At 65.4% G+C, this 18,154-nt stretch carries 15 protein-coding genes; 4 read left to right on the forward strand and 11 right to left on the reverse strand.

What is annotated here, in order from left to right:
* Positions 1-374 precede the first annotated feature (374 nt).
* The gene (locus ACO05L_RS15570; protein ID WP_421730074.1) at positions 375-4,874 is read left to right on the forward strand and encodes a YadA-like family protein; all 4,500 of its coding nucleotides are present in this window, start codon (positions 375-377) and stop codon (positions 4,872-4,874) included.
* Between the two features lie 68 nt (positions 4,875-4,942).
* Positions 4,943-5,182 carry a hypothetical protein gene (locus ACO05L_RS15575; RefSeq protein ID WP_421730075.1) on the forward strand — a complete coding sequence of 80 codons (240 nt, stop codon included), beginning with the start codon at positions 4,943-4,945 and terminating at the stop codon, positions 5,180-5,182.
* A 26-nt stretch (positions 5,183-5,208) separates the two neighbouring features.
* Here the strand turns inward: ACO05L_RS15575 and ACO05L_RS15580 are convergent, their stop codons facing one another.
* The 5 genes from ACO05L_RS15580 to ACO05L_RS15600 form a co-directional block, all read right to left on the reverse strand.
* Positions 5,209-5,736, reverse strand: coding sequence for a cupin domain-containing protein (locus tag ACO05L_RS15580; RefSeq protein WP_421730076.1), 528 nt, complete (start codon positions 5,734-5,736; stop codon positions 5,209-5,211).
* Between the two features lie 10 nt (positions 5,737-5,746).
* On the reverse strand, positions 5,747-6,970 hold the full coding sequence (locus ACO05L_RS15585) for an FAD-dependent oxidoreductase (RefSeq protein ID WP_421730077.1): 1,224 nt from the start codon (positions 6,968-6,970) through the stop codon (positions 5,747-5,749).
* A 74-nt stretch (positions 6,971-7,044) separates the two neighbouring features.
* Positions 7,045-7,716, reverse strand: a complete 672-nt coding sequence (locus tag ACO05L_RS15590; RefSeq protein WP_421730078.1) for a GntR family transcriptional regulator — start codon at positions 7,714-7,716, stop codon at positions 7,045-7,047.
* A gap of 50 nt (positions 7,717-7,766) precedes the next feature.
* A complete protein-coding gene (locus ACO05L_RS15595) occupies positions 7,767-8,606 on the reverse strand; it encodes an aspartate dehydrogenase (protein WP_421730079.1) in 840 nt (279 codons plus the stop codon).
* A 31-nt stretch (positions 8,607-8,637) separates the two neighbouring features.
* Positions 8,638-9,261, reverse strand: a complete 624-nt coding sequence (locus ACO05L_RS15600) for a GntR family transcriptional regulator (protein ID WP_421730080.1) — start codon at positions 9,259-9,261, stop codon at positions 8,638-8,640.
* A 179-nt stretch (positions 9,262-9,440) separates the two neighbouring features.
* Between ACO05L_RS15600 and ACO05L_RS15605 the strand changes: the two genes are divergently transcribed.
* Positions 9,441-10,247 (forward strand): TauD/TfdA dioxygenase family protein, encoded by an 807-nt coding sequence (locus tag ACO05L_RS15605; protein WP_421730081.1) that lies wholly within the window; start codon positions 9,441-9,443, stop codon positions 10,245-10,247.
* Positions 10,248-10,299: 52 nt separating this feature from the next.
* On the opposite strand, the gene ACO05L_RS15610 is transcribed toward ACO05L_RS15605, so the two are convergent.
* Complete coding sequence (locus ACO05L_RS15610; RefSeq protein WP_421730082.1) at positions 10,300-11,562, reverse strand: MFS transporter; 1,263 nt, start codon at positions 11,560-11,562, stop codon at positions 10,300-10,302.
* Between the two features lie 79 nt (positions 11,563-11,641).
* Positions 11,642-13,804, reverse strand: a complete 2,163-nt coding sequence (locus tag ACO05L_RS15615; RefSeq protein WP_421730083.1) for a TonB-dependent receptor — start codon at positions 13,802-13,804, stop codon at positions 11,642-11,644.
* 369 nt (positions 13,805-14,173) lie between these two features.
* Between ACO05L_RS15615 and ACO05L_RS15620 the strand changes: the two genes are divergently transcribed.
* Positions 14,174-14,971, forward strand: coding sequence for an IclR family transcriptional regulator (locus tag ACO05L_RS15620; RefSeq protein ID WP_421730084.1), 798 nt, complete (start codon positions 14,174-14,176; stop codon positions 14,969-14,971).
* Here the strand turns inward: ACO05L_RS15620 and ACO05L_RS15625 are convergent, their stop codons facing one another.
* Genes ACO05L_RS15625 through ACO05L_RS15640 form a run of 4 tightly spaced genes read right to left on the reverse strand, consistent with a single transcriptional unit; the run spans position 14,972 to position 18,058 of the window.
* Positions 14,972-15,790, reverse strand: coding sequence for a hypothetical protein (locus ACO05L_RS15625; protein ID WP_421730085.1), 819 nt, complete (start codon positions 15,788-15,790; stop codon positions 14,972-14,974). It abuts the gene before it with no gap.
* Positions 15,790-16,065 (reverse strand): hypothetical protein, encoded by a 276-nt coding sequence (locus ACO05L_RS15630; RefSeq protein WP_421730086.1) that lies wholly within the window; start codon positions 16,063-16,065, stop codon positions 15,790-15,792. Before ACO05L_RS15630 ends, ACO05L_RS15625 begins: the two co-directional genes overlap by 1 nt.
* A complete protein-coding gene (locus ACO05L_RS15635; protein ID WP_421730087.1) occupies positions 16,065-16,886 on the reverse strand; it encodes an alpha/beta fold hydrolase in 822 nt (273 codons plus the stop codon). The genes ACO05L_RS15630 and ACO05L_RS15635 overlap by 1 nt, the downstream gene beginning before the upstream one ends.
* An 11-nt stretch (positions 16,887-16,897) precedes the next feature.
* Positions 16,898-18,058, reverse strand: coding sequence for a Rieske 2Fe-2S domain-containing protein (locus tag ACO05L_RS15640; RefSeq protein ID WP_421730088.1), 1,161 nt, complete (start codon positions 18,056-18,058; stop codon positions 16,898-16,900).
* Between the last annotated feature and the right edge of the window lie 96 nt (positions 18,059-18,154).

Here is an 18,154-nt window from a genome sequence, read left to right on the forward strand (position 1 = left end):
GAAAGACGCCAACTCGATCCTCCATCACCGCGCTTCGACGATAGCCTAACCGCGCAGTCTGCATAGGTATATTCCACAGGTTTCTAAGTATTACACCTTTAATTCCAGCCATATAAGGGACACCCCTTACTCAAGCCGCTTCCCGCCGAGATCAGCCATACCGCGCGTTTTAGGTGGTAGGGCCGGTCAGACCGGCCATCCCTCAGCGGCCTTTTGGGCATCCTTGGCCCTCCCAGCGATTGATATGGTTAGCAAAACCCTTACGGCGTGATGCGTATCCTACCAAGGCAACTCCCGGATGTGCCGCGAGCCGATAACCGATGTTCTTCCCGCTGCGGCGCTCCGGCGTGACCGCAGAAGTCTGGAGATCTGGAGTGAGGAATATTCGCCGCAATCCCATCCCGGCCTGCGCGCTGAGAAGCGCTCTGGGCCGTGTCGTGGGGAACGTCCTGGCGGCGATCCTGGCGCTATTGCCACTCTTGTCCCCCAGCGCTACGGCGGCCCAATCCATTCCGGTTGTCAGCGCCTGTTCCGGTGTCAGCCTTCCTCGATCCGTCGTGACCGACATCATGAAGCCGGTGATCACGGGCATAGCCAGCCCGATCGAATCCAGCGTCAACTCGATCCTGGGCGTGGTCAAAATCATCCCGCTCGTCGGCGCTGTGTTTCCGAACCTGGCCCTCAACGCCACCAGCCTTTTGACGTCGGCGGCCAACGGCGATCCCATCACCCTGAACGTCCTGGACCTCGACGGCGAAATCGTCGCCCCCGAGGACGGTTGCGTGAACCAGGCCGACGGCTTCACCCTGGCCGAAGAAGCCGGCATCGCCATCGGAGGCAACCAGATCACTGGACTGGGAACCGGAGGCGACATCGCCGTTGCGGGCGAGTTCAACTCCATCGCCTTCGGCAATGGCGCCACGACCGCTGGCACTGCGGCCGACGCCATCGCCCTGGGTCGCGACAGCCGCATCCTGCCCGGCGCGATCGGATCAGTCGCCCTGGGCGCCGACGCGACAGTTTCTGTCGCCAACAGCCTGGCCCTGGGCGCCGACAGTTCCGCTGTCCGGGGCGCCCAGGCCAACTACGCCGCCATGGGTCTCGACACGCTTCAGTCCTCCGCGGGCGAGGTCGCCTTCGGCGCCGCCGGGCTCGAGCGACAGCTGACCCATGTCGCAGCCGGCGCCGCCCCCACCGACGCGGTCAACGTCGGCCAGTTGACCGGCGTCGCCGACGACCTGGCGGATCTGGCTGACCTCGCGGTCATCTACAACGACCCCACAGCGGCAAGCCTGAGCCTTTCCGGCGTCACCGGCACCGTTATCGACAACCTGGCCGCCGGCGCGCTGAGCGCGACCTCTACCGAGGCCGTCAACGGCGCCCAGCTGTTCGCCACCAACACCCAGGTGACCACCAACACCGACGCTATCGCCGACATCTCCACCGACCTCGGCGACCTGTCCGACACGGCGGTCCAGTACGACGACCTGCTGGCTGGGCGCGTCACCCTGGCGGGGGTCACCGGCACCGTCATCGACAACCTCGCCGCCGGCCAGCTGAGCGCGACCTCGACCGAGGCGGTCAACGGCTCCCAGCTGTTCGCGACCAATACCCAGGTCACCACCAACACCGACGCCATCGCCGACATCTCCACCGACCTCGGCGACCTGTCCGACACGGCGGTCCAGTACGACGACCTGCTGGCTGGGCGCGTCACCCTGGCGGGGGTCACCGGCACCGTCATCGACAACCTCGCCGCCGGCCAGCTGAGCGCGACCTCGACCGAGGCGGTCAACGGCTCCCAGCTGTTCGCGACCAATACCCAGGTCACCACCAACACCGACGCCATCGCCGACATCTCCACCGACCTTGGCGACCTCTCCGACACAGCTGTCCAGTACGACGACCTGCTGGCCGGGCGCGTCACCCTGGCGGGGGTCACCGGCACCGTCATCGACAACCTCGCCGCCGGCCAGCTGAGCGCGACCTCCACCGAAGCGGTGAACGGATCGCAGCTGTTCGCCACCAACACCCAGGTCACCACCAACACCGACGCCATCGCCGACATCTCCACCGACCTTGGCGACCTGTCCGACACGGCGGTTCAGTACGACGACCTGTTGGCCGGACGCGTCACCCTGGCGGGCGTCACCGGCACCGTCATCGGCAACCTGGCGGCCGGAGAGCTGAGCGCCACCTCCACCGAAGCGGTGAACGGATCGCAGCTGTTCGCCACCAACACCCAGGTGACCACCAACACCGACGCTATCGCCGATATCTCCACCGACCTTGGCGACCTCTCCGACACGGCGGTTCAGTACGACGACCTGCTGGCCGGACGTGTCACCCTGGCGGGCGTCACTGGCACCGTCATCGACAACCTGGCCGCCGGAGAACTGAGCGCCACCTCGACCGAGGCCGTCAACGGCGCTCAGCTGTTCGCCACCAACGCCCAGGTCACCACAAACACCGACGCCATCGCCGACATCTCCACCGACCTCGGCGACCTCTCCGACACAGCTGTCCAGTACGACGACCTGCTGGCCGGGCGCGTCACCCTGGCGGGCGTCACCGGCACCGTCATCGACAACCTAGCCGCCGGAGAACTGAGCGCCACCTCGACCGAGGCCGTCAACGGATCGCAGCTGTTCGCCACCAACACCCAGGTCACCACCAACACCGACGCCATCGCCGACATCTCCACCGACCTCGGCGACCTCTCCGACACAGCTGTCCAATACGACGACCTGCTGGCCGGGCGCGTCACTCTGGCGGGCGTCACCGGCACCGTCATCGACAACCTGGCCGCCGGAGAGCTGAGCGCGACCTCCACCGAAGCGGTGAACGGATCGCAGCTGTTCGCCACCAACACCCAGGTCACCACCAACACCGACGCTATCGCCGATATCGCCGCGACCTCGGCCCTGGCCGTGACCTATGACGATGCAACCTCGGCGACTTTGACCCTGCAAGGCGTAGGCGGCACCGTGATCGCCAATGTCGCGGACGGCGAGCTCAGCGCCACGTCCAATGAAGCCGTCAACGGATCACAGCTCTTCGCCACCAATGCCCAGGTCACGACAAACTCGGGCGACATCGTCACCAACACCACGGCCATCACCAACATCACCAATGACCTGAACAGCGGCGGCATAGGCGTCGTCCAGTATTCCGACGCCGCAACGCCCAACACGCCAAACGGCGGCGTGCCCACCAATGACCTGGTCCTTGTCGGCGCCCTCAACGGCCCTGTCGTGCTGCATAATCTGGCGAGCGGCCTGGTCGGTGCGGCCTCGACAGACGCGGTGAACGGCGGCCAGATGTTCGACTTGGGAACCGGCGTGGCCGAGGCCTTCGGACCCGACGCCGTCTATGACGCGGCAACGGGCGCTGTCACTGCGGATCTGACCTATCAGGGCGTCAGCTATGACAGTGTCCAGGCGGCATTGAACGCCGTCTCGGGCGCAGCCGGCGGCGGCGCCGCCTACCTGGCTGTCAACTCGGCCGGAGCCCCCGCCTCGGCCGTCGGACTGGACGGCGTCGCCATTGGACCCGATGCTCAGGCCGACGCCGCCAACAGCGTGGCCATCGGCGCAGGCGCGCTCGCCAATCGCGCGCCCCAGGCCGCCTATGTCGCCCTGGGCCTGAGCGCGCCGCAATCCTCGGTCGGCAGCGTCTCTTTCGGCAGCGCCGGACAGGAGCGCCAACTGACCAATGTCGCCGCCGGTTCGGCCGCAACCGACGCCGTGAACGTCGGCCAACTCCAGGGCGTGTCTGACCGGGTTGACGCCGTGGCCGACCGCGCGGTGCTGTACGACGATACTTCGGGCGCCGTTCTGACCCTGGCCGGGACGAACGGCACCACCGTGACCAACCTTGCAAATGGCCAGCTCAGCGCCACTTCGACCGACGCCGTGAACGGCGCACAACTGTTCGCAACCAATACCAATGTCGCCGCCAATACCGCCGCAATCGCCGATCTGGCCGACAATGTCGCCAATGGCAGCCTGGGTCCGGTCCGCTACAGCGATCCGGCCGCCCCCGAGGTCCCCAACGGCGGTACGCGCACCGACGACCTGACCCTGGTCGGCGTCAGCGGCGGCGCAGTCGGTCTGCACAATGTCGCCGACGGCCGGATCGCCGCCGGATCTACCGACGCCGTCAATGGCGGCCAGGTCTATGCTCTGGCCTCGGCCTCTGTGAACGCCATCCAGTATGACACCAATGCTGCAGGGGATCGCACCAACACAGTGACCCTTCAGGGCGGCGACGCCTCGGCGCCCGTCACCTTGAACAATGTCGCCAACGGCGCGGTGACCGCCACCTCGACCCAGGCGATCAACGGATCCCAGCTGTTCGACACCAACCGCGCGGTCGTCACCGCCCAGTCCACGGCGGACGAGGCCCTGACCCTGGGTCAGAACTCGATCCAGTATTCGTCTGCCGATCGCAGTCGTGTGGTGCTCGGCCGCGCCGGCGGTCCTGCCGTCACCGTCAGCAACCTGGCTGCTGGGGTCGAGGCCGGCGACGCGGTCAACGTCCAGCAACTGCGCGAGGGGCTTGCGGGCGCGGTCCAGCAGGCCAACGCCTACACCGACGTGCGGCTGGCGGTGATGAACTACTCGTTGAGGGAAGTTCGCAAGCTGGCCTACGCCGGCACGGCAGGCGCCCTGGCGGCCGCCGGAATGCCTCTGATTTCAGAGCGCGGTCAGTCGATGATGTCGCTCGGCGTAGGCACCTATGAGGGCGAATCCGCCATGGCGGTCGGTTTCTCGCGGGCTCTGGGCGACGGCAGCATGGTGTTCCGTGCGGGCGCCACCTTTGACACCCAGGACCACATCGGCGGCAATGCCGGCGTCGGCTGGCGGTTCTGACCGCAAGCGCGACGGACCGAGGCGCCTCTGCGACGGCCCGCCTCTTGTTTTCCCTGAATGAGGACCAGATGATTACGCCCGATCCTGTGAGCGCAGCCGACTTTTCCGTCATCCGCCAGAGCTTCATCGGCCTGGGCGACCAACTGACGGACGCCCAACTTCTGGAATTGGCGGACGCCTATCACGAGATGCTGCGCTGGCGCCGCACATTACGCGGTCGTTTCCCGGCGATCTGCTCGGCGTCAAGACGCCTAGCGGCGGAGGTGGGATCGGCCAGGGCAGACAGAAAAGAGGTCGCAACGGGCTGAACCTGACAGCACCACTCGCCGATAGTTCAAGCCAGGTGGTCATCTCGGCGGCTAAACAAAGCGCTGTCCGCGAAGCCGGCCGTTTCCGGACGCCCCTTGCCCAGCATGACCTGCAGGAAGCACGGCTCGGCGGCCTCGTTGACATAGCCGTGGATCACGCCGGGCGGGCAGGCGATCATCTCCCATGGCGTGAGGGTCTGGGAGAGGCGGCGACCGTCCTCGTCCTCGATGAAGACGACACACTCGCCCTGCAGGACGAAGAAGACCTCCTCGACCTCATGGGTATGGGGCGCGTTCCCCTGGCCCGGGGGGACGTTCATGATCGACAGGGTGAAGCCGCCGGGGGGAATGGCGGAGCCCTCCCCATGCTTGCCCGAGGCTCCGGCGCCGACGAAGCGGTGCTGCGCCCTGTGGTAACCCTCGATGCTGGCGTCCGAAAAGGCGTTCCAGTCGGCGACGGTTTCGCTGAAGCGCTTCACATAGCGCGCCATGATGTCTTCGAGCGAGGCGTCGATGAGGTCGGCGGGTCGGGCGTGGCGAGCGACGTTCGTCATTTGAAGGTCCTTAAAGCGTGGCTTCGGCTGCGGCGAAGCTGTCGATCATGCAGGCGCGGCGGATGAAGGCGTCATGCAACACGGGGTCGGCGGCGGCCTTGCGGATGCCGTCCAGCTTGATGGCGCGGGCGGCGGGGTCCTGTTCGTCCAGCAACTGCTTGTTGGCGATGCTCTGGGCCTGGACGCCGTCGATCTGGGCCTTGCGGCGCTGGCGCGTGTATCGATCCAGTAGGGCGTCGGCGTCCGCCCCATCGAACCAGATCATCGCCAGCTTGTCGGCCAGGTTCACCGCGTCGTGGATGCCCCCGTTCATGCCCATGCCGCCCACCGGATTGTTGACGTGGGCGGCGTCGCCGGCCAGTAGCACCCGCCCCAGATTGAACGTCGCCGCCACGCGCTGGTGCACGCGGTAGATGGCGGTGGTCACCACATCATAGGGCTCGGGCCTGGGACAGAACCTCTGCAGCCGGGCTTCGACGGCTTCGGGCGCCGTGACCTCCTCGTCGGTCTGGTCGAGCGGAGCCGGGCTGACGGCGCGCCACATGCCCTCGCCGTCCTCGCCGCGCGCCTTGAAGACGTTCATCCAGTCGTTCGGCGCAGAGAAGTAATTGCGATTTGAGATGTGCGCGCCCAGGGCCGAGAAATCCTGTCGCGTGTCGATCTTGATGAACCGCTCCGGCCAGGTGAAGCCCTCGAAATCGACGCCCGCAATCTTGCGAACCGTGCTGCGTCCCCCGTCGCAGCCGACCAGATAACGCCCCCGCAGTTCGGTCTGCTCGCCCTGTTCGCACCGGATCTGGATCGTGACGCCGCCGTCGTCCTGGGTGAAGCCTTCGAGAGAACGCCCCATCAGAATCTCGGCGCCCTCGTCATTCTCCAGCCGCGCCAGGACGGTCTCGGCGATCTTCCACTGCTCCCACTGCAGGACGTAGGCGTGGGCCGGCGGCTCGCGCATCGCCTCCAGGTCAAACCGGCCCACCAGCTTTCCGGTGATGCGGTCGAGATAGTGGAAGGCCGGCGACACCAGCCCCTGATCCAGACCGGCTTCGAGCAGGCCGAGCCGTTCCAGCATGGCGATTGTCGGCGGGTGGCAACTGGCTGCGCGGCAATCGTGCTCGGGCTGGGCCAGCTTTTCGATCAGGACGACGGGAATGCCCGCCTGCCTGAGCGCCAGAGCGAGAACGGCCCCGACGGGCCCGGCGCCGACGACAAGAACCCGATCTTCAGCCGACATGCGCGCGTCTCCTCTATCGAGGAAAGACTAGAGGCGGCAAGTTTGTATGACAATCATAAAATACGACAAGACTTTTAGCCGAGTTTCAGATTGCCCTCGATCGCCTTGCGCGCATTGCGGATATGGACTGCGAGCGCCTTGGCCGCGCCCTGGGCATCGCGGCGCTGAACCGCCTCGACGATGGCGCGCCATTCTTCCATTCCGCGATCAAGACGCCCCGGCGTCGACATGGCAGTCAGACGCAAATAGCTGACGCGGTTCAGCAATTGCTGGCCGCTGTCCTTGTAGACCTGGCTGCCGCAGTGGGTCAGAAAATGCTCGTAGAGGCCGGTCGCCTCCCTCGCCAGACCGACCATATCATTCTTGTCGGACGCCTTGCGCATGACAGCCCAGGTGGTCGCCACATGTTTCATGGCCTGGGCGTTGGCGCTGGCGACGAAGCGTCGAAGCGCCTCGGGCTCGACGGCCTCGCGCAGATGATAGATGTCCGAGGCGTCTTCTGCGGTCAGAACCGTCACGCTGATATTGCGTCGCGGCCCGACGTTGATCAGATTCTCGGCCTGCAGCTGGCGCATGGCCTCGCGAACCGAGGTGCGGCTGACGCCCAGCGCCTCGCACAGTTCACGCTCGACCAGGCGAGCGCCCGGCTTGTAGAGGCCGGCCGCAATCGCGTCCCGCAGCTTTCTCGCAGCATGCTCGCGCACGAGCGTCGGCGCTTCGACGATAAGCATGTCTTCGGCTTGCATGGATTGTCCTCAACCGTTTCCTCGGCCGCGCACCCGCCGCCTTCTTCTTGTCAGGCTCGCGTTGTGGCGAAACCCGCTTTTGCACCCGGAAGTAGCAGGATCGGCAGGCCCGCGTCCAATCTTGCGCACTGTAAAAGACTGTATGCGGTCAGGGCCGATGTCTTGGGATTGCTGGCCGCCGCGAGCGCCAGAATATCGAAGTGGAAACGCCCGAATGGCCCGTGCGCCTCGATCACGCCCAGGGGGTCATCCACCCGGCGGGATGAGACCAGCCTGACCCGCGTCCGATCCGCCCCCAGAGCGCACAGGGCGACAGAGATGGCGACGTTGGCGTTCTTGGGATAGTCGCGCGCGGCGTCCCTTGCTGTTCCCTCGAAGAAGACCACCTCCTCCTCGGTGTGATCCAGGTCAATGATCTGTTGCGCCGGCGTGCCGCGCCAGGCGGCCGGCGGCTTGTAGGACACATAGGTCACCGCCTCGACCCCCGCGAGCGCCGCTGCGGTCAGGCCGTCCAGGCCCGCGACCGCTCCGGCGGCCAACAGCAATCGACCGCCCCCCGCCGCTTCGGCTTCAACCATGTCCGCCATCACCTGCCCGTCGGCGAGAATGCCGACGGATGACAGGACGACGTCGATCCCGGCCCGCAGCAGGGGCGCGCAGTGCTCCAGCGCCGCCGCATGTCCGGCGCACTCCAGAACGACATCCGGGGCCGTGCGGATCAGGGCGTCGAGGTCATGAACCGCAGCCGGGGCCGTCCGCCCTGGCCGCACCAGAACAGCGCTCAGACTGTACGCTTCTCCGAGCCGATCCAGACAGGCGGTGATTTCCGAGCCAATGGCGCCGTGACCGATCAGGGCCATGCGCCGCGCAGTAGAGGTAGGTTGCGTCATGATCTTTGTATGACGGTCCTACACTCCGCATTCAACCTCCCATAGCTTTCCGGTGGAACGCCGAAAGCGTATCGACAAACAGGTTCGCTGCCGCGCCGGCCGCGTCGGGCGAGCCTGCAGCCACGGCCTTCAGCACCGACTCCATGCCGTCGAGTGTTTGTCGCCGGTTCTCCGCATTCTCGAACAGGCGGGTCCGCACGAACCGGAAACTGTCATCCACCAGGGCGGAGCACCGGCCGAGCGTGTCGTTGTCGCAGGCCTCGCGCAGCACATCACGGACCTGCTGTTGCGCCGAGGCGAACTCCCGATGCCGGCCTCGCTCATGGGCCGAACGCGCCTTGGCCAGGGCGACTTCGGCAGCGCGGATTTGGGCGGCCGACGCATGATCGGCAGCTTTTCTGGCGATCTGCACGTCCAGTATCCGCCTTACTTCAAGGCGGTCCAACACCTGTTTGAGATCGGCCGTCTGCACCGAATACCCCCGGTCCAGCCGTTCGAGCACGCCTTCACGAGAGAGCTGAAGCAGGGCCTCGCGGACGGGCGTGCGCGACACGCCGTAGCGCGCGGCCAGGTCCAGTTCGACGAACCGCTGGTCCGCGGCCAGCCGCCCCTCCTCCAGATCGGCGCGAATTCGATCATAGACCTGATCGCGCAATCTGAGCGCCGGCATGATGGGTCGGACCGGGGGCATGTCGGATTTCCAGCTTCTATCAGATTATGAGAGTCGATGACGCCTCTGCCACGCCGCGAGCATGGCGCAGATTCCACGCGCAGAATACGGTATACAGTATCCCATGGCAGTCGCCTTGGCGAACCACATCACCAGAGGCTTCGATGACGTATCAGACCATCACCATCGACCAACTCACGCCACGGATCGGAGCGATCATCGGCGGCGTGGACCTGAAGAACATGGACGAGGTTCAGTTCGACGAGGTCCGTCGCGCCATGGCCGAGCATCAGGTGATCTTCTTCCGCGACCAGCCCCTGGATCCGGCGACGCTCAAGGCGGTCGGCCAGCGCTTTGGTCCCCTGCAGATCCATGCGCTGAAGGGCCTTCCCGACCATCCGGAGGTGCGCAAGCTTCACGCGGACGCCACGTCCAAGCACGTCGCTGGCGAAGAATGGCATACCGACATGTCGTGCGCCGCCGTCCCTCCCATGGGCAGCATCCTGTACCTGCACACCCTGCCCGACTCGGGTGGAGACACCGCCTTCTCCTCGATGTACGCGGCCTATGACGCCCTGTCGGACCGCATGAAGACCTACCTCGAAGGCCTGACCGCCTTTCATGACGGCCGTCTGGCCTTTGGACGGTTTGACCCGTCCGGTCAGTTTCCCACGGCCGTCCATCCTGTGATCAGGACCCATCCGATCACCGGCCGCAAGGCGCTCTACGTCAACCGCGGCTTCACGGCCCGGATCAACGAACTGGCGCCGGCCGAGAGCGAGGCCGTTCTGAAATTCCTGTTCGACCACTGCGCCAACGAATACTTCCAGGTTCGCTTCCGCTGGGAGCCGCATTCGGTCGCCTTCTGGGACAACCGCTGCACCCAGCACCTGGCGATCTGGGACTACTTCCCGCAGGTCCGTTCGGGCTATCGGGTCCAGATCGAGGACGGCGATCAGACCCTAGTCTGAGCGGCGAACGACCAGAGCCCCCGCTGCGATCCGCAGCGGGGGCTTTTGCTTGTCAGGTCGACGACAGGGCCGCGCCGCGGGCCTTGGCGCCATAGGGCCGCAGCAGCAGGACCAGGCCGATGGCGACCAGGCAGATGGGCGCGCACAGCGCCAGAATGGACGAATAGGACCCCGTCCGGTCAAACACGATGCCGAAGATCAGCGGCGCCGTGCCCATGGCCATCAGCACGGCCGAGAACATCACCGAAAAGATCTGCGAAAAGGCCTTGAGACCGAAATAGCGGCTGATCAGATAGGCCAGCATATCCACCTCGGCGCCCAGACTGCCCCCAAGCAGGATCGCGGCCACGACGAAGGCCCAGTAGGGCAGCGACAGGGTCAGGGCGAACAGCCCGATCGCAGACAGCGAGAAGAAGATCAGGGCGATCCGCCGCGCGTCGAACTTGTCCAGCAGGAAGCCGATCAGCAGACGCCCGCCAAAGGCGGCCAGCCCGAACAGGGACGCGATCGAGGCGGCGGCGGCCTCCCCCATCCCCCGCGACGCCAGCAGGGGAACCAGGTGCGGCATCAGACCATAGAGGGCGAACGCCAGGCCGACGAAAACCGCCAGCAGAACCCAGAAGTCGCGCGAACGCAGCGCCTCCGACAAGGAGGAGCCGCCCAGGGCAGGCTGCGCTGTCTCGGACGGGATCCCGCCGTCGACGGCCAGTCCGACATCCTGGGGCGTCTCCTTCATGATGAAGAAGACCAGCGGCAGGGTCACGAACAGCAGGATGCAGCCCAGTCCGATGTAGCATCCCCGCCAGCCGAACTGGGCCACAAGCGCGGCGCTGAGCAGGGGCACATAGGCAAAGCCGAGCCCGGTTCCACTGCCGGCGACACCGATCGCCAGACCCCGCCGCCGGTCGAACCAAGAGGACAGGATCCGCATATAGGCGACGCTGTTGGTGCCGACGGCCACCGTGCCGATGGCGATGTAGAAGGCCAGGAACTGGGCGTAGTTGCGAATGAAGGGGGCCAGCAGGAAGGTCGCCGCCAGGACCAGGATGGACGGCAGAAGGACGCGGCGCGGACCCCATTTGTCGACCATCTTTCCCGCGATCGGCATGCAGGCTGCGGTGGCCAGCATCATCAGGGAAACGGCGCCGCTGATCTGCGACATGCTCCAGCCGAACTCGGCCGCAAGCGGTGAACTGACCAGCCCCATGGAGGCCAGCCCGAAGGCCGCCGGGCCTGTCGAGATGCCGAACAATGCCACGCCGACGACAAGCCAGCCGCGAACAAAGGGACGGGAGGAAAGCGCGTCAGCGGTCATGGCTACTATGGGTTTCGGTCATCGGGCGGGGACGCCGCCGACAGGAAAAAGGGGGCGGCCGCGCCGCCCCCGCCGGCAATCAGAAGCTTCGGCTGAGCCGCACGCCCACGGTGCGCGGACGCACCGTATAGACCCGGTAGCCATCCCCGGTGACCCGCAGGCCGATCTCGGGAACCGTATCGGTCACATTGTCGATGAAGACGGTTCCCAACCAGTCGCGATAGTTCAAACCCACCGTAGCATTGACCAGGAAATAGTCGTCCAGGCGCGCCTGGTTGGGATCCTGGTCATTGAACCCGGTGAAGGATTCTCCGCGATAGTTGAAGTTCGCGCCCACCTTCCAGGTCGCCTCGGCGCCGAGCGGAGCCTCGTACGAGATCTGGCCGGCATACGACCATTCCGGAGAGTATGGGATCCGGTCGCCGTCGCTGCCCGCAGCCGAAGCCGTCGAGGGCAGATCGGCGGTCAGCTTGGCGTCGGTGTAGGTGGCGCCGAAGTTGATGAACAGGCCATCGATCGGCCGCGCCGTGATCTGGGCCTCCAGGCCGTTGACCACGCTCTCGCCGGCGTTGGCGATATAGACGAAGGTGCCGCCCGGATCGGTGACCGCGATCTGCTGATCCGTCCAGTCGATGCGATAGGCCGACAGTTCGACATAGTATCTGCGATCGCCGAAGTAGGACTTCACCCCGACTTCATAGTTCCACAGCTCATCGGAACTATAGCCTTCGGGCACCACCACGCCGAACTGGGCGGCGCCGTCCGCGTCGTTGACGCCGCCGGGGCGGAAGCCGGAGGCCGCACGCGCGTACAGGGTGGTGTCGGCCGAGGCCGCATAGGCGAGCGCGAAGTTGTAGCTCACGCTGTCCTCTGTGGTCGCCGCGTCGAGTGCGACCTGGTCGACGGTCTGCACCGGCGAGGTCGGGAACCTCAGACGCTGGGTCGTCACGCGATAATCGAGGATGTCGGCGTTATAGTAACGCAGGCCGGCAGTAGCTTTCAGCCGCGGCGTCAGGTCATAGACCGCCTCTCCGAACACGGCGTACTGCTCGATCGCCGTCGAACCAAAGGACGAGTTGATGTCGGACGTGGCGAACCCATTGGCGCGGCAGTCGGCAGCCGTGAAGCAAGGGGCGAGGCCCGTCGCGGGGTCGGCCAGAACCGCCAGGGTGTAGGTGTCCGAATCCTGCTTGCTGTAGAACCCGCCGACGACGTACTGCAACGGCCCGTTCAGCGTGGAGGCCAGGCGCAGTTCGCTGGACCAGTTGCTCAGTTCCTGACCCTGACTATAGGCCAGAACGCCGGGAATGCCGAACCGCCGGGCCGTCGGGGTGCTGTCGCGCAGCAGGGTCATGTCGCGCTTGAGCAGCGAGGTGGAGGCCGTCAGCGTGCCGAAGTCCAGATCGATGTCGGCGACCAGGCTGTAGATATTGCTGGAGTCCTCGAAATTCTCGACGGTCGGCGATGTGGTGCGATAGGCGCCCTGATCGAACTCGAAATACTGCGGCCCTTCGACCTCCTGATCCTGGCGCAGGATGGTGCCCGTGACGCTGATCCGGTCCGTCAGGCGGGCCTGGGCGATGATGCGCCCGCCCGTCACGGTCTGGTCGTTGACGTTCTCGGCCGCGATGGGGCCGACGCGGTCGATATAGCCGCCTCCGCTGTCGGCCCATGCGACCGCCCTGACCGCCAGCCGGTCCTCGATGAGCGGAAGATTGACGTAGGCTTCACCCTGGTGAAAGGCGTTGCCGTCCGACACCGAAGCGGTCGAGGCGGTGAAGCCTCCGCTCAGCGTGTCGAGGTCCGGCTTGTTGGTGATGATGCGCACGGTTCCCGACATCGAGCTGGCGCCGAACAGCGTGCCCTGCGGTCCCTTGAGAATCTCGACGCGTGCGACGTCGTGAAGTTGGATGTTCGGCTGGTTGTCGCTGCCGCCGTCCAGACCGATGCCGGTCAGAATGGTCTCGTCGAAATAGAGGCCGACCGTGGGCTTGCCCGACGAGGAAATGCCCCGAACGATGATCTGGTTGTCGCCGATGCCCCGGCTGTTGGTCTGAACCGACGGGTTCAACCGGGCGAAGGCTTCAAAGCTGAAAGCCTGGGCCTCCTCGATCGCTTCGCCCCCCACGGCCGCGACGCCGGCAGGCGTATCCTTGGTGGTCGATGATCGCCGCGTCGACGTGACCACGACGTCTTCAAGAACGGAGGCCGCCTGACCCTCAGGCTCCGATGTCTGGGCCATCGCAGGCGCCGCGTAGGCGGCCAAAGCCAAGGCCGAACAGGCAGTCAAAAAAACGGTTCTACGCTTCGTATCCACTATGCATCCCCATGCGAAAAGCGAAACCAGTCGTCGGCGTCAATCGTAGTTTTTATTGCAGCTTGAATTCTATTCTTAGTTTGACGGCACCGAAGTCTCGTTTGAGCTTGCTTGTATTTGACACCACTTGGGCGCCGGTTGCTTCCGTCCACGCAACAGACACAGACCAAGACCGACTGACTGCCGGACACTCACTCTAAGTTTGTCTGACGATATGACCTTCCTAGGTAGTCACGAGTTTCACATTAGGGCAACATTATAGTCGCAGAACTTCTCATCAGCTGAGAGCGGACGATGTCCAAGCCAAACTCGAGAACATTGGACAAGGCGCTCGATCTCCTGATCGCGCTTGGCGTCGATGGAGGTCGCCAGTCCTTCGCCGACATCGCCGAGACGGTCGGCATCCCCTTTTCGACAGCGCGTCGCTTTGGCGCCGTGTTTGAAAGCCGCCAGCTGATCGTCCGACAAAAAGCCGGCCGGTATCTGCCCGGACCGGCCCTGCTGGAGATGGCGGAGGGGATGCCGCGTCGGTCCGTCTTCGTGGCCATGGCGCGACCGGTGCTGATGACCCTGTCGCGCAATCTCGGCATGACGGCGCATCTGGGCGTGCTCGAGGACCAGATGGTGACCTATCTGTGCAAGGCGAGCGCGGAATGCACGCCGCTCTTCACCCGCGAAGGGATGCAGCTCGAAGCCTACTGCTCGGGCATCGGCAAGGTTCTCCTGGCCGCAATGGCCGATGACGAGCTGGGCCGCTATCTGGCCGGCGGCAGTCTGGTGGCCCTGACGCCGAACACCATCATCGATCCCGACAGATTGCGAACCGAACTGGCTCTCGTCCGGACGAACGGATGGGCGATGGAGGATGGCGAAGTGGTGCCCGGCCTAGCCTGCCTGGCGACGCCCGTGACCGATCCGTCGGGCCTGATCTGGGCGGCGATCTCGGTGTCGGGCGAGCGCAGACGCTTCGATGCCCGAACCCAGGCGCGGCAGCTGGCCAGCCTCAAGGCCGCGGCAGACACCCTGGCGCGCCTGCCCGTGACCCTGAGCCCCAGCGGCGCAGAGGCCTGCGCCGCGCCGGCGCCTGAGTGATCAGATGTCAGGCGACAAGGCCAGACCACCCATGCCGCTGGCCCACTGTGGGATGGGTTCGTAGAAGACCAGCTCTCCGCGATTGCCGGGCATGGCTCCCGCCAGCACGATCCACGCGTTGACCTCCAGGCCGCCATTGCCGGCCTCCTGGCCGATTTCCAGGTTCGTCATCTCTGCGAGCGCGGCATGATCGCCACCGATCATGAGATCGACGAAGGCATTGTCCCAATCGACGTTGACGCGTCCCTCTTCTGGAACGCCCAGCCAATGGGACAGTCCGCCGCCCGCCAGGATCACGACCCGCTCGTCGGCCGGACGAACGGTTTCGATATAGGTCTTGAGCCGTCCGCCCAGCGCATAGGACTGCGCGGGTTCTGGCGCATCGTCGAACACGGTGTTCACATAGACGGGCGCCACCGCGAACTGCCGTTCGGGATCGACAATCCCCAGCGGGATCATAATGCCGTGGTCTGGCTGTACGCCCTCCAGCGGAACGACCTCGGCGCAGGCGCCTTTCCGGGCAAACGACGCAAATCCCGTCGTGAAGGCCGCGTGCCCCCGGATGGGATCCCTAGGCAGCCCCATGTCGCCCAGCGGCGTCAGGACCGCGTCGACCGCGACGCCCACCGGAACAGGCTGGCCCAGCCTGAAGTTGTTGAGGTGATCGCTGGACACGACGACCAGCACGTCAGGGGCCAGAGCGCGGATGCGCGCGCCGATCTCCTTCATGCCCGCGAAGACGATCTCGGACTGGGCTTCAACGCCCGCAGGCGCGCCCAGAACATGAGACATGGCGAACCCGCCGACGATGCGCCCCATCAATGCCTCCTGTCGAAATAATGGCTGATCGGGAAGAAGGGCATGGAGGGCCGTCCCGACCAGATAAGCCATTTGATCACATAGTTGCCGTGGATGCCGAGGCGGGCCAGGTCGTCGCGCTGGCCCTCGCGCATCACGGCGCGATGCGCTTCGGGGACCTCGAACCGCTGCAACAGGCCGTCCAGGTCGGTGCGGATCAGCGCCCGGTCGGCGGGCGTCGCCACCAGGTGCTCGATCAGATCGTGAACGGCGCTGGGGGTCTCCGCCGTCGCCATCACAGGGCTCGGTCGAGGAACAGCGCCACGGCCTGATTGAAGTCGTCCGGGGCCTCGATCATCGCCCAGTGACCGCAATGAGGGACGATATAGCCCCAGCTGTTCGGGAACAGTTCCAGGAAGCGGTAGGCGCGCGGCAGGATCGAGACACCGTCCTCCTTGCCGTTGACGACCAGAACCGGGTGCTGGATGCCGCGAAGCAGATCCTCGTCGTAGTTCAGCGTGCCCTTGCGGGTCTCTGCATTGATCGCCGACAGGGCCGCGCGGGACGCCGGATCATCGACGATGTCGAACCGGTATTTTACCAGGCTCTCCGTGGGTGCGAACCCAGGCGCCGTCAGCCCGGCGATGACCCGCCGCATCCCCTCGACCGTGAAGTCGTACTGCAGATTGTGCAGAAGCTGCGGCGACGGCCGTTCCGGAATCGGCAGGCCCGCGCTGCCCATCAGCACCAGCCGGCGGATCAGTTCGGGACGGTTCAGCGCCACGCCGATCGCGGTGGCCCCACCCATGGAGTTTCCGACCATGTCCACATCCGACAGGCCCAGGGCGTCGAGGAAATCGACAAGGTGCGTCGTGCGTCCCGGCTGATCATAGAGATAGACCGCCGGGTCGGGCTTGTCGGTCAGACCAAAGCCGATCATGTCCGGCGCGATCACGCGTCGGTCGCGCGCGAAATGAGCGATGGTCTCCGCCCAGTTGCCGCGGCTGTCCGCGCCGGCGCCGCCGCCATGGACCAGGACCAGAGGCCTGCCCTGGCCGGCTTCGAGATAGTGGGTCCGCACGCCGCCGGCGTCGACGAAGTTCGACTGGATTTCCATGATCCTGGCCCCTAGCGCAGATGTGACGGCGTCTGGATGCCCCGGCCGTGGCGGCTGGCGAGCTTGCGCCATTCCACCAGGGTGCTGTCCGGTTCGCACAGCATCTCGTCGACCCAGCCGTAATCGTCGGCATAGAAGGGCTCGGTGACTTCCCGCGCCCAGATGTCGTCGGCGTTGAACCCGTCCAGGCCATGCGGCTTCCAGACGGCCTCGAAGTCACTGGCGAAGGTCGCGCGGTCTTCGTCGGTCTCGACCGGCTTGCCGATGGTCTGGACATAGAGATGGCGTTTGGCGTCCAGGGGGACATACCATTCGAACTGCGTCAGGCCGGGGTTGGGGAAGCTGTCGACCTTGAGCACGCCCGGCATCCAGATCGACGTGCCGACCGAGGCCGACGTGCCGTGGACCTGAGCCGAGCGCGGTCCGCTGATGACCACCTTGCCATCGATGACGCCGTCCCAAACCGGGTCGTGCTGGCTGAAGTCGTCCGTGACGCCCTTGGGGCCGTCCTCGTCCTCGACCGTCTGCACCGCGCCCGCGCGCGGGGTGTGGCCGATGGGGAAGTTGAAGGTGCGGTAATGCCGAAGGGTCGTGTCCTTGTGGATGAAGATGTGCAGCCCATCGAAGCCGTTCTCGGCGCCGAGCCGCCAGTTCGACTCGACCACCCGGTGCTTGCCGAGAACCATCAGGTTGTCATCGAGGAAGCCGGGCGGCACATCGCGATGCAGGGGATGGATCATCTCCTCGTCGCCCAGGAAGATGAAGATCAGCCCCTTGGCCTCTTCCACCGGATAGGTGACGATCTTGCGTCGTCCGATCAGACGGCTGTCGGGCACGGCCAGAATGTTGACCAGGTCGCCCGTTTGGAAGCGATAGGTATAGCCGTGGTACCAGCAGGTGATGGTGTCCTTGGTGAAGCAGTCGGGCTTCTGTGACAGCGGCACACCGCGGTGCAGGCAGCGGTCACGCATGGCGTAGACCTTGCCGTCGATCCGCTTGACCAGAAGCCGCTCCCCCAAGATCTCCACGACCTGGAGCTGGCCCTCGGTCAGTTCGTTGGAAAAGCGCACCGGATACCAGTGATTTCGAAAGCCAAGCTTGGCTTCGACATAGCCCTTCCAATCGCCGACCATGTCCGCGACTTCGCTGTTGACGACGGAATCCCCACTCATCGCATGCCCTCGATAGCTCCGGCGCCGCGATGTTGCGGCAGTCGGCTTGCCACGACGCTATATGATTGTATGACAATCTGACAAGTGTCGGAGGTC

It is taken from the genome of Brevundimonas sp. (assembly GCF_965227765.1).
Classification (GTDB): Bacteria; Pseudomonadota; Alphaproteobacteria; order Caulobacterales; family Caulobacteraceae; genus Brevundimonas.